Source organism: Granulicatella seriolae, from assembly GCF_024543085.1.
Lineage (GTDB): Bacteria > Bacillota > Bacilli > Lactobacillales > Aerococcaceae > Granulicatella > Granulicatella seriolae.
Genome location: NZ_JANHNZ010000004.1, coordinates 91,207 through 103,475 on the forward strand (window position 1 = coordinate 91,207; position 12,269 = coordinate 103,475).

The window sequence follows — 12,269 nt, forward strand, 5'->3', positions numbered from 1 at the left end:
GGCGGGGTAAAAAGTTCAGGAAACTCTTTTGTGCATAAAAATTAACTATTAGTCATTATGGACTTTTTGCCCAGCCCCGTCAATGCGATTCTTTTCAAATGTTTCTTGACTAATAGTAACACCTGGTTTGTCATCGAATATAGGCAGACCTTCCAAAGTCTTTTCAATCTTTTCCTTCTCAGTAAGAATATCTTCTTCTAACTTTTTGCTGGCTCTTTCAACCCGGTCGATGCGGGGCTGATTTTCTTGTTGGAAGTGGGCCAGACTTTCTGAAATTTCTTGTGATACTTGTGTCACCAAATCCAAGCCTTGTGTTGCAATGACTTCAAGAGTGCCTTGGAGCCTCCCAACGTTTTTGGACAGGTCTTCAGCAGATTCGGTGATACCAGTTACATAATCCTCAATCATTTGACGATTTTCTTTGCCTGAACGTGGTGTAAACAAGAGCGTTCCTAGTCCGCCAATCAGGCTTCCGGTCAATAGTCCTCTAAAAAATTTAGCCATTAATCTTCCTCAACTTTCTCAGCAATAGTTTTTGCCAACTGACCTAACTCATCTGGGCTATAGTCGTCGTAGTGCGTTTCCCATTTCAACCCAAAGCCATCTTCTTTGGTATAACGCGGAATTAGATGGATGTGGGAGTGGAAGACGGATTGATAAGCTAGAGAACCATTATTATTGAGAATGTTAATGCCTTCAATCGCGGGATTGCTTTCCAAAATGGCTCTAGATAATTTGGGTAGTAGGCTAAACACATCAGCAGCTAATTCTTGGTCATACTCAAAGATGTTTGCTACATGTTTTTTAGGAACCAGTAAGGTATGCCCTGGTGTCACTTGAGAAATATCTAGGAATGCGTATACCTTGTCGTCCTCATAGACCTTGTGGGAAGGAATTTCTTTATTGATAATTTTACAAAAGATACAATCTGCTTTGTTTTCTGTCATAGTCTGTGACCTCATTTCTGTAAAATAATTTAGCTAAGATAACTTTACCATAAATGGTACAGAAAGTGGAAAGGCTAAAGCATTCTTGCTAGTTTTTTGCTATAATATAGCTTAGTTCGCTATGAGGACAAGTGTGCTCTTAAGCGAAAATGATGTGGAGGTAACTTATGACCATTGAAGTAAGCAATTTAAGGGCAGGATACACTAAAATTCCTGTCTTACATGATATTTCTTTTCGAGTAAATCCCGGTGAGATTTGTGGACTCATCGGATTAAATGGTGCTGGTAAAAGCACAACCATTAAAGTCATTACAGGGCTACTAACACCAATGTCAGGTAAGGTGACTTTAGATGGCAAACAAATTAGTGATAATCCAAAAGCCTACCGTCAGTCTGTTGGCGTCATACCAGAGTCGCCAACCCTATATGAGGAATTGACCTTGCGTGAGCATTTAGAAGTGACAGCTATTGCTTATGGGCAAAACAATAAAGAAACTATGGACCGGGGGCTAGAATTAGTTGACAAGTTTCGTTTGAGCAATCAATTGGATTGGTTTCCAGCCTATTTTTCCAAAGGGATGAAACAAAAAGTTTTGATTGTTTGTGCCTTGATGTTAGATTTGCCTTTGTATGTGGTGGATGAACCATTTTTAGGCTTGGATCCTTTGGGAATTAGAACCTTGTTGAACTGCTTGGAGGAAAAGAAAGCGACTGGTGCTGCTATTTTGATGTCTACCCATGTTTTAGATACTGCTGAACGTTTTTGTGATAGTTTTGTGGTCTTGCATGAGGGAAAAGTTAAGGCAGAGGGTAGCTTAGACGAACTGCGTTTGGAGTACGCCAATGGTGACTCTTTAACTCTAGAAGAAATATACTTTCAGCTAACAAGTGAGGATGAGGCTAGTGAATAAATTAGACTTATGGTCCAAACGAAGTCGGGCTTATCACAAAAAGATTCAATCCTATCTGCGCTATGTTATGAATGACCATTTTATTTTGGTAGCCTTATTTTTGTTAGGTGCTCTTGCCTATTATTATGCCGAATGGATAAAAACTGTGAACCAGCTTACTTCAGTTTTAATGGTCATCATTAGTGCTATAGGGGCTCTATTACCCTTTGTTGGCAAGATTGCAACTTTCTTAAAGGAAGCCGATAGTCAATTTTGGGGTGTTTTGGAAGAAGAGTGGAAACCATATTTTAGGTCTGCTAAATATTACAGTTGGGTATTTCCTTTGGCTTGTCAGCTGGTATTTTTAGGGGCTATCTTTCCCTTATTAGTAGAGACTAAGCAAATTAGTATTTGGAATATGCTTCCTATGGGACTAAATCTTTTTGCTTTGAAGGGACTAGATTTTACCTTGCAAGAAGCCATGTTTGTTTATGATGTGAAAAACAAAAGGGGTTTGGAGCTTGGACTCTATTTGGCGAGTTTTATATGTATTGCCTTGTCCTTGTTTTCTGTTGATTCAGTTTGGGCTTTACTTATCCTACCTCTCATTCTCATTCTAAATTTTTGGTTGCAAAAAACATATTTGACTAGCATGAGAGCTTATCGCTGGGATTACCTCATTTCCCAAGAAGAGCAAAGACAACAAAGAGTCTTTCAACTGTTTTCCTTGTTTGTTGATGTACCAGCTCTCAATAAGGCGGCTGCTAAACGTCGCAAAAGCTTAGACGGACTGGTTAGATTTCTATCTGGTAAGCAAGCTAAGACATACAACTATTTATTTGCACGCGCCTTTGTCAGAAATGCCCACTATGTCACTTATTATGTTCAGATGCTAGTGCTAGCTGGTCTGCTGTCTTTTGTTCTCCCATTAAATGGTTTAGGACTAGCAGTTCAGATTGCCTTACTTTTGATGACCTACTTCCAATTGGCAAGTCTAGGCAATCATTACCAAGAAAGCATTATGGTCAGACAATATGGCTTGAGCCAAGACGAGCTTTTACAGGCCTTGCAAACCATACTAATAAAGCTTTCTTTGATTCAAATCGTGTTCTTAAGTCTATGGAATTTGTTTCTACATCAAAGCGTACTAGTTCTTGTAGGAGCTGTTATTTGTGCAGTTGTTCTAATCTTGTTCATTCAACTCTATTTGAAATACCGCTTTCGTAAGCAGGGGCAATATTACAATCATTAGTCAAATCATCAAGAAGGCTTGACGAGGCTTATTATTCAACTTAAAATAAAGGGTACAGTTTCATTCAAGAAGTCAATTTTTTATCAATAAATAACCAATAATGAGTAACCAGCAAGCAAAAAAAGGTCATAGGGATGAAGTAGATGGACTATAAAATGGATTCAGGATGGCAATTGCATCCAATAGGTGGCGATACTGGCCAAGCATATATGGGAACACGCGAAAAGGAGAAAGTTTTTTTAAAAAGAAACTCTTCACCTTTTTTAGCCGCGCTTTCAGGAGAAGGCATTACGCCACGGTTAATCTGGACCAAACGTGCTGGCAATGGGGACGTCATCACAGCTCAAGAATGGCTAAATGGTCGCTCCTTAACGGATGAAGAGATGTCCAATGTTGAAGTGGCAACGCTACTGAAACAAATTCATCAGTCTCCAACACTCTTGCACATGTTGCAACGAGTTCAAGGAGAAGACTACAATCCAGAAAACTTCATTCAAGACTATCTGACCAATCTCCAATCGGGCTTGCAAACACATAGTTTTCTCAATCAAGTTTTAGATTACCTAAGAGATACTATGTATTTGATTAACGAGAGTGGAAAAACCGTCTGTCATGGCGACTTAAATCGCCGTAACTTTATGTGGTCAGACCAAGGACGTTTATATCTGGTTGACTGGGAAATGGTGAAACTAGCAGACCCAATCTCAGACCTAACCATGATTTTAGTTCAGTATGTACCCGTTCATCAATGGGGAGACTGGCTGGATTTATATGGTGTGCACATTTCCACTAATATTTATCAACGAATTGAATGGTACAGCCTAATGAATTGCCTGTTTCTAATTAAGAAAAACCATTTCGATGGCAGATATTACGAAATGAATGAAAAAATATTATTAGTAAAATCGATTTTTGAGAATCGTATTCAAAAAGAAGAGTGATAAAGAATTATCACTTATACAAGGAGAACAGCAGTGAGACTAAGAAACAAGCCTTGGGCATTAGATAAGATAGCAGAAAACCCACACTTAGTGGTCAACAATCCAAGTGATTGGAAAGGAAAATGGCACCAACGATTCGGCAATAATAATCCTATTCATATCGAAATCGGTTCTGGAAAGGGCCGATTTGTTAGCGAAATGGCTAAAAAACATCCGGATATTAATTATATCGGTATTGAGCTACAAGCTAGTGTGATTGTTGTGGCGCTGGATAAAGCGATTGAAGCTAACATTCCTAATTTGCAGTTGTTACACATTAACGGTGGGCAGGTAACAGATTATTTCGAAGAGAATGAGGTTGACCAGATATATTTAAACTTTTCAGATCCTTGGCCAAAGAAAAAGCATGCCAAACGTCGATTAACTCATGAAGAGTTTTTAACAGCCTATCAAGTAGTCATTAAGCCAAAAGGTAGTCTGTGCTTCAAGACCGATAATAGGGGCTTGTTCGAGTATTCCTTGGTCAGTTTTTCTCAGTTTGGCATGATTCTGCAAGAAGTTTGCTTAGATTTGCATGCTGAGGATGAAAGCGATAATGTTCGGACAGAATACGAAGAAAAATTTTCTGCTAAAGGACACCCTATCTACCGAGTGGAAGTGAAGTTTGCAAACTAGGCTTTTGTGCTTGGAATTGCTATACTAGACCTATAAAACAGGGAGCCAAGGAATGGAGGAGACAAAATGAATTTTAGACGAATGAACCTCAATCAAGTAGTCGCTGGGGTCACCTTTGGCATTGGTGTTGTCCTAGGAGGATTGGCATCAGCTTATTTTTATGATAAAAAAACCGTCAATGGCGATACCATCTTAAGCAATGTTAAAAAGTTGTTTTTAGTTTCTGGTCCAATTGAAGGCTCATGGATTGAACTTGAGCCAGTGATTATCGACCGCTATGAACAAGAGCAGTTGGTCTATTTTGGCGGAGTGACCCGTAAAGAAGACGATAGATTAGTACAATACGAATTTATCGCTGATGCAAAATCAGGGGCATTACTAGACTTATATGAATTAGCCTGACAATAGGAGCTGGATACTGTCCAGCTTTTACTCATTTATGGCGGCTATTAAAGGGGGAAGAGGGCAACCTCGCATTGGATGGAAGAAAATACTTATAAACTCATTAAAGAATTAACCGAACTACAAGCTACAAGCGGTTTTGAACGCAATGTCCGTGACTATCTCCGCGAAAAGATGACACCCTTAGTTGACCAAATTCAGATGGATGGCCTTGGAGGAATCTTTGGAATTAGAGAAAATAAAGATAGTCAAGCGCCAAGAATTATGGTGGCAGCCCATATGGATGAAGTGGGCTTTATGGTTGCTCAAATCAAGGAAAATGGTCTTTTAACGATTCAACCATTAGGTGGTTGGAACCCTTATGTGGTGTCTGCCCAACGATTTACTTTGCAAACAAATCAGGGGGATTACCCATGTATTTCTTCTTCAGTACCACCTCATCTTTTAAGAGGAGATGGGGCTAATAAGCCAACCATTAAGGTCACTGATATTCTATTTGATGCTGGTTTTACTTCTCGTCAAGAGGCATTAGACTATGGTGTGAGACCCGGAGATCCAATTGTGCCTCAGGTGGAAACTATTTGGACGGCCAATAAGGAGCGCATTATTTCTAAAGCTTGGGATAATCGTTATGGCTGTACAGTCATGTTGGAAGCTTTAGAAGAGCTAAAAGGAACAGACTTGCCCAACACTTTAATTGCTGGGGCGAATGTACAGGAAGAAGTTGGTTTAAGAGGTACTAGACCAGCTGTCCATCAATTCCAACCAGACCTATTCTTTGCGGTGGACTGTTCAGCTGCCAATGATATTGGCAAAGAAAAAGATACATTCGGTCACTTGGACCAAGGATTTTTACTGCGCATTCAAGACCCATCTATGATTACCCTGCCTAGAATGAAAGAATTTATCTTGGATACGGCTAGTACCCATAAGATTCCTTATCAATATTTTGTTTCTCAAGGTGGAACGGATGCTGGTGCGGCTCATTTAGGCAACAACGGTATTCCAAGTGCAGTGATTGGGGTTTGTGCACGTTACATTCACACCCATCAAACCATGTTCTCCATTAAGGATTATGCAGCTGCTAAAGAAATGCTGGTTCAAACCATTAAAGCCTTAGACCAAACAACTGTTGAAACCATTTTAGGTGGAAGCTATAAACGAGATATTTTATAAAAATAACAATCATAAGGAGTTTATTCATACATGTGGATTAGTTTTTATAACAAAAAAGGTATTGGTGATACCCTATTATTATCATCAGGAACGACTGACCGTTATAATGTAAGTATTAAGACTGTTGGAGATATTACTCAAGTTTCGCAAACGGATACTGGTCAAGTTATTGGATATAATCTGGCAAATATTTCTAAATATCTTGACTTGGGGGATAGGCTAGGAAGCTTTGAACTTAGTCCTCAAGAACAAAATAAAGTGCTGAATCTAGTGAAGCAAGCTGAATTTGATACAAGTCATCTAGATTTGACTCCAAAAGCTGCCTTGGTAGTTGGTTATGTAGAAGCTTGCCAGCCGCACCCAGATTCAGATCATCTTAGTATTACACAAACTAGAATCTCAGAAGATCAGGTTCTTCAGATTGTTTGCGGAGCATCAAATGTTAAAGCGGGACAAAAAGTTGTTGTGGCAAGTCCGGGAACGGTTATGCCAAATGGAGCCATTATCTGGCTAGGTCAATTACGTGGTCTTGATAGTTTCGGTATGTTGTGCTCAGCTCGTGAATTAGGAATTGATACTAACAATCAGAAAAAAGGTATTCTTGTTTTAGGAGAAGCAGCACCTGTTGGGGCACCATTTACAAAAGAAATCTATGCTACTTTTCAATAAAAAATTCTGACAGGAGGGAAGGGGAAAGCTATGACAGACAATCAAAATAAGTGGAGAAGTTTTGCCAATCAAACTCAAAAAGAAACAAAAACTGAAAAATCTTCGATTCCAAGTTTTCCCAACTACCTCTATAGGAAAGATGAAAAGAAGGGGGATCAGAAGACTGAAGGCCCTACAGGTGTTTCGGAGCCTATTCCTAAAGTTGGTCAATCTTTATCTTTTTCAGAACATGAAGATATACCTTTCTTGCACCAAGGAGATCACCAAATAAAAGATAACCTACACGGACAAGAAGAGCAGACCAATGTTTTTCCAAGTTTTAGACAATTAAGTAGTGAAACGCAAGCTCAAAAAAATCGGCGTAATGATTGGAATGATTATTTATACTATTCTAGAAGTCGTCCATTTACGCCGACGACAGTTCCATCTGCTTTAAAGGGATTGGATTTGTCAGCTAAGGATACCAATGCTATCTCCTACGAAAGACTTGTGACAAGTTTAAGAAAAGAGGACTCGGATCTCCTACTTTTTGAGTCTCAAGAGGATTCTTTATTAGCCTTAGACGAAATTCCTCAGATCGCCAGAGTAACAAGCTCAAAGCGCCATCGAAAGCGAACTAAATCAGGTCGTGTAACTAACGAAAAATATATTGAAAGACCGAGTCAAGAACAGGCTAGTATTCAAGAATCCCTTTTACAAGAGATTCCAACCAAACAAAGTGAAGAGTTATTAACGCAATTGAATCCTTTGCCAGGTAAACAAAGACGGGCAATGAACCGTTCTTTGTCTTGGATAATGGAACAAGAAAAAGGCGAATCGGATTTGTTGCCATACCAAAGCGAAATTAGTAAACCGACACACTCGGTACCTTTTTTAGAAAAAAAACAAAAAGAGCTCAATAAGAACTCGATGGAGGATAACCATGAATAAGGAAACAACCTATCATTTTACTGGAATAAAAGGATCTGGCATGAGTGCTCTAGCCTTAGTTTTACACGGAGAAGGATATAAGGTTCAAGGGTCTGACTTAGCCACTTACTTCTTTACACAAAAAGGTTTAGAAGAAGCACACATTCCAATTATGCCTTTTTCTGCTGAAAATATTCACGAGGGATTGACGATTATTGCAGGAAACGCATTTCCGGATAGTCATGAAGAATTAGTTGCAGCTAGAGAACTAGGCATCCCAATTATTCGGTATCACAAGTTTTTAGGTAAACTCTTAGATGGCTATAAGAGTGTGGCGATTACAGGTTCTCATGGTAAAACTAGTACGACTGGTTTACTGGCACATGTTCTCAGTGCAATGGAGCCAACAAGTTATTTGATTGGTGACGGGACTGGTTTTGGTGTAGAAGCTTCAGAATATTTTGTTTTGGAAGCATGTGAGTACAAACGTCATTTTATGGCCTATAAACCTGATTATGCCATCATGACCAACATTGATTTTGATCATCCTGATTATTATACGGATATTGATGATGTTCAAAATGCTTTTGAATCATTTGGCCGTCAGGTGAAAAAGGGAATCATTGCTTGTGGTGATGATGAGCGTTTGAGAGCTTTAGAGGCTGATGTTCCAGTTACCTATTACGGTATCAATGAAGACAACGATGTTATAGCAAAAAATATTACTCGAGATACGAAAGGAAGCCATTTTGATGCCTATGTTGATGGTCAATTCTTTGGGCGTTTTGATATTCCAACCTTTGGTACGCACAATATTCTGAACGCCTTGGCGATTATTGCTTTCTATGCCTTAAATGAACTTGACCCAGAACAACTTAGCCAACATTTGGCAACTTTTTCTGGAGTTAAACGTCGTTTCTCTGAAAAGAAAGTTGGAGATATTACTATTATCGATGACTATGCCCACCATCCTTCTGAAATTCGTGCAACGTTAGATGCGGCTAGACAAAAATATCCAGACAAGCAAATTGTGGCTGTTTTTCAACCACATACCTTTACTCGGACGATTGCCTTGATGAGTGATTTCGCTCAAGTCTTGTCATTGGCTGATGAAGTGTTCTTATGTGATATCTTTGCATCTGTTCGTGAACAAAAAGGGGAAGTTTCCATCCAAGATTTAGCTGATTTGGTGGACAAAGAAGCAATTGTCTTGCAACTGGATAACTTATCACCACTTTTGAAATTCAAGGATGCAGTGATAATCTTTATGGGTGCAGGCGATGTTCAAAAATTTGAATTCGCCTACGAAAGACTTTTAAGCGAAACCATGCCTACCCAAAACTAAGGACAAAGAGTGAAAGAATTGAAAATCTATTGAAAAAACTCATGAAAGATTAATAAAAATCTTGACATGAGTTTTTTTTGCGGTTATACTCCTTAATAAGTTCATATACAAGTCTATGATAAAGAGAGTAGATTAGGTAGCTGTTGACAGCGAGATGAGACAGAGTGGAAGCTCATCCTTCAGTACTTGATTGAAACGCACTTTTGAGACAAGGTGGGGAAGTAATAGTAGCCATCTTCGCAGTCAATGTGTTAACAAATGAGAGGATCGAGAGAGTGGTCTATGGATCAGGTCTCTCCGTCGAAATAGAGTGGTACCACGGGCAAACTCCCGTCTCTTATAATCGGTTGATTATAAGAGACGGGAGTTTTTTATTATCGAGGGAACCCGAACGCGCTTCACAGAAGCTTAGCTAACTTATGTGACTGACACCATTCTGGAAACTCATTTATAGACTTAGAACGACTAAAGAAAATAAAACATAATTGGAGGAATAACAATGAAAATGACAAAAAAAGGCATTATGAATACAGTAATTACCATGGCAGCAATTCTATTGGTAGCATGTGGTGCCAATACATCAAAGGAAACTTCTTCAGCTGAACAATCAACGTCACCAGTCTTGAACCAGATTAAAGAAAAAGGCACACTTGTTATTGGGACATCTGCAGATTACCCTCCATTTGAATGGCACTTAGTCAAAGATGGCAAGGATACAGTTGTTGGCTATGACATCGATATTTCAAATGCTATCGCTGAAAAATTAGGAGTTAAGTTGGAAGTTAAGGAAATGGAATTTGGCTCTCTTGTAGCAGCTGTCAAAACAGGTAAGATTGATATGGCTATTGCTGGAATGAATCCTACTGAAGAACGTGCGAAGGAAGTAGATTTTTCTAAAGTGTATTATGAAACGGACATTATTGCAGTAATTCGTAAGAGTGATGCTTCAAAATACACTACTTTCGAAAGTTTAGACGGGGCTAAAGTTGGGGCTCAAAAAGGAACAGTTCAAGAAGAAATTGCCATAAAAAATCTGCCTAAAGCGGAAGTGATTTCTCAACCGAAAAACAATACCTTAATCTTAGCCTTGCAACAAAATAAAGTTGATGCCGTTGTGATGGATAAAGTTGTGGCTGAAGAGTTTATTAAAGCTGATGATACATTGATGGTTGCACCTTTTGCAACACCAGCAGAAAAATCTGGTTCAGCTGTTGCAGTGCAAAAAAATAATGAAGCTTTCCTAGCTGAAATCCAAGCCGTACTTGATGAATTGGCTTCAAGTGGTCAATTAGACAAATTTATGGTTAAAAATACAGAATTAATGTCAGAACAATAAGAAACAAGTGAGGAGTAAGAAAGATGGATATACTGTCGCAATATTGGCCTTTATTTTTGGAAGGGGCTAAAAACACTTTATTGCTATCTCTTTGTTCAGTGATTATAGGTTTGGTTTTTGGAACTTTATTAGCGCTGATGAGAATCTCTAGTAATAAGATTCTCAGCTTTTTGGCAAAGGTATATATCGATATTATTCGAGGGACGCCTCTTTTGGTTCAGCTTTATATTGTTTACTTTGGCCTTTCAACATTTTTCAATTTGTCGGATTTTATGTCTGGGGTCATGGCAATTGGGGTAAACACGGTCGCTTATGTCGCTGAAATCATCCGTAGTGGTATCCAATCAGTGGATAAAGGGCAATTTGAAGCAGCAAGGTCTATTGGTATGCCAAAAGCAATGGCAATGAGAAAAATTATTTTTCCGCAAGCTTTCAAGAATATCCTGCCAGCAATCGGGAATGAGTTTGCGACATTAATAAAGGAAACGTCCATTGTTTCCTTTATTGGTATCAAAGATCTCATGTTTAGTTCTGATACGGTAAGAGGAGCAACATTCTCGGTTTTCCCACCCTTGTTGATTGCAGCTGCCATCTATTATATGATGACAACGACGGTCTCCTTCTTTATGAACATAGTGGAAAGGAAGTTGAAAGAAAGTGATTGATGTTAAAAACTTGAAAAAATCATTTGGTAAAAAGGAAGTTTTGAAGGGCATTAACCAGACGGTGGCTGAAGGGGAAGTATTGGTTGTTATCGGCCCTTCAGGTTCCGGAAAATCAACTTTCCTTCGTTGTTTAAATTTATTAGAAACTCCAACTTCTGGACAAATATTTTTTAAAAAGCAATTGATTACAGCTCAAAAGGTGAATCTAGATAAGGTTAGACAGTCTATGGGAATGGTCTTTCAACACTTTAATCTGTTTCCGCATTTAACGGTTATGGAAAATCTGACTATTGGACCAATTAACTTAAAAGGCAAGTCGAAAGAAGAAGCCCAGCAATTCGGTCTGGAACTTTTAGAAAAGATGGGCTTAGTTGACAAGGCGGATGTTTATCCTAATTCCTTGTCTGGTGGGCAAAAGCAGCGGATTGCTATTGCGCGCTCTTTGGCTATGGAACCAGATGTCCTTCTTTTCGATGAACCGACCTCTGCCCTTGATCCAGAAATGGTTGGTGAAGTATTGGCTGTTATGAAGGACCTGGCTTTGAATGGAATGACCATGGTCGTTGTAACTCACGAAATGGGCTTTGCTCGTGAAGTGGGGAGTCGTTTATTATTTATGGATGATGGCGTTATTGTGGAAGAAGGCAGTCCGGAAGCAGTACTTTCTAATCCACAAATGGATAGAACCAAGGATTTTTTATCCAAGGTTTTGTCTTAAGTCAATTTTAGTAGTGTTATTAAAGGGATTGGAAAGAATAATATCTCTTTCTAAACCACAAAAGAGTTTTGCGAAAAATTTATCAGAAATAACGGTGTAAAGCATAGCTGGCGTACCGTGGATGTTTGGCGCTTTCGCCGATTACAGCCACGTAGTCAGCTATGCCAGTGAGACCAAGGCTCACCTTTGTCTTAAAATATAGCTACCGTTCTCATTTCTGATAAGTTTTTTCACAAAACTCTTTTGTGATTTAGCTATAATTATTATTTGTCAGAGGGTTTTCGACTAGTCTTTACCGAAAAATTTTGCATCATATTTTCTATTCTTTGGATAATTTGATACAC

Annotated in this window: 14 protein-coding genes and 1 other annotated feature; of the genes, 12 read left to right on the forward strand and 2 right to left on the reverse strand. The window is 38.9% G+C overall.

Annotation, left to right across the window (positions count from 1 at the left end; all coding sequences use genetic code 11):
* Positions 1-48: 48 nt before the first annotated feature.
* Together NPA36_RS05575 and NPA36_RS05580 are read right to left on the reverse strand one after the other, a co-directional pair.
* A complete protein-coding gene (locus NPA36_RS05575) occupies positions 49-504 on the reverse strand; it encodes a YtxH domain-containing protein (RefSeq protein WP_256945131.1) in 456 nt (151 codons plus the stop codon).
* Positions 504-947, reverse strand: coding sequence for an HIT family protein (locus NPA36_RS05580; RefSeq protein ID WP_256945132.1), 444 nt, complete (start codon positions 945-947; stop codon positions 504-506). Before NPA36_RS05580 ends, NPA36_RS05575 begins: the two co-directional genes overlap by 1 nt.
* Before the next feature lie 167 nt (positions 948-1,114).
* Between NPA36_RS05580 and NPA36_RS05585 the strand changes: the two genes are divergently transcribed.
* From NPA36_RS05585 to NPA36_RS05640, 12 genes are all read left to right on the forward strand, one after another.
* Positions 1,115-1,858, forward strand: a complete 744-nt coding sequence (locus NPA36_RS05585) for an ABC transporter ATP-binding protein (protein ID WP_256945133.1) — start codon at positions 1,115-1,117, stop codon at positions 1,856-1,858.
* Positions 1,851-3,089, forward strand: a complete 1,239-nt coding sequence (locus NPA36_RS05590) for an ABC transporter permease (RefSeq protein ID WP_256945134.1) — start codon at positions 1,851-1,853, stop codon at positions 3,087-3,089. Before NPA36_RS05585 ends, NPA36_RS05590 begins: the two co-directional genes overlap by 8 nt.
* 143 nt (positions 3,090-3,232) lie before the next feature.
* Entirely contained in the window at positions 3,233-4,030 is a 798-nt protein-coding gene (locus tag NPA36_RS05595; RefSeq protein WP_256945135.1) for a phosphotransferase family protein, read from the forward strand.
* A gap of 33 nt (positions 4,031-4,063) precedes the next feature.
* On the forward strand, positions 4,064-4,705 hold the full coding sequence (gene trmB / locus NPA36_RS05600) for a tRNA (guanosine(46)-N7)-methyltransferase TrmB (protein ID WP_256945136.1): 642 nt from the start codon (positions 4,064-4,066) through the stop codon (positions 4,703-4,705).
* A gap of 66 nt (positions 4,706-4,771) precedes the next feature.
* On the forward strand, positions 4,772-5,107 hold the full coding sequence (locus NPA36_RS05605; protein WP_256945137.1) for a hypothetical protein: 336 nt from the start codon (positions 4,772-4,774) through the stop codon (positions 5,105-5,107).
* 78 nt (positions 5,108-5,185) lie between these two features.
* Complete coding sequence (gene pepA, locus NPA36_RS05610) at positions 5,186-6,283, forward strand: glutamyl aminopeptidase (protein WP_256945138.1); 1,098 nt, start codon at positions 5,186-5,188, stop codon at positions 6,281-6,283.
* Positions 6,284-6,313: 30 nt separating this feature from the next.
* On the forward strand, positions 6,314-6,952 hold the full coding sequence (gene ytpR, locus NPA36_RS05615; protein ID WP_256945139.1) for a YtpR family tRNA-binding protein: 639 nt from the start codon (positions 6,314-6,316) through the stop codon (positions 6,950-6,952).
* A 30-nt stretch (positions 6,953-6,982) separates the two neighbouring features.
* Complete coding sequence (locus tag NPA36_RS05620) at positions 6,983-7,882, forward strand: hypothetical protein (RefSeq protein WP_256945140.1); 900 nt, start codon at positions 6,983-6,985, stop codon at positions 7,880-7,882.
* Complete coding sequence (murC, locus tag NPA36_RS05625; protein WP_256945141.1) at positions 7,875-9,206, forward strand: UDP-N-acetylmuramate--L-alanine ligase; 1,332 nt, start codon at positions 7,875-7,877, stop codon at positions 9,204-9,206. The genes NPA36_RS05620 and murC overlap by 8 nt, the downstream gene beginning before the upstream one ends.
* A gap of 106 nt (positions 9,207-9,312) precedes the next feature.
* Positions 9,313-9,547, forward strand: a binding site (T-box leader).
* Between the two features lie 158 nt (positions 9,548-9,705).
* On the forward strand, positions 9,706-10,542 hold the full coding sequence (locus NPA36_RS05630; RefSeq protein WP_256945142.1) for a transporter substrate-binding domain-containing protein: 837 nt from the start codon (positions 9,706-9,708) through the stop codon (positions 10,540-10,542).
* 23 nt (positions 10,543-10,565) lie between these two features.
* A complete protein-coding gene (locus NPA36_RS05635; RefSeq protein ID WP_256945143.1) occupies positions 10,566-11,207 on the forward strand; it encodes an amino acid ABC transporter permease in 642 nt (213 codons plus the stop codon).
* Positions 11,200-11,925, forward strand: a complete 726-nt coding sequence (locus NPA36_RS05640; protein ID WP_256945144.1) for an amino acid ABC transporter ATP-binding protein — start codon at positions 11,200-11,202, stop codon at positions 11,923-11,925. The genes NPA36_RS05635 and NPA36_RS05640 overlap by 8 nt, the downstream gene beginning before the upstream one ends.
* Positions 11,926-12,269: the final 344 nt, after the last annotated feature.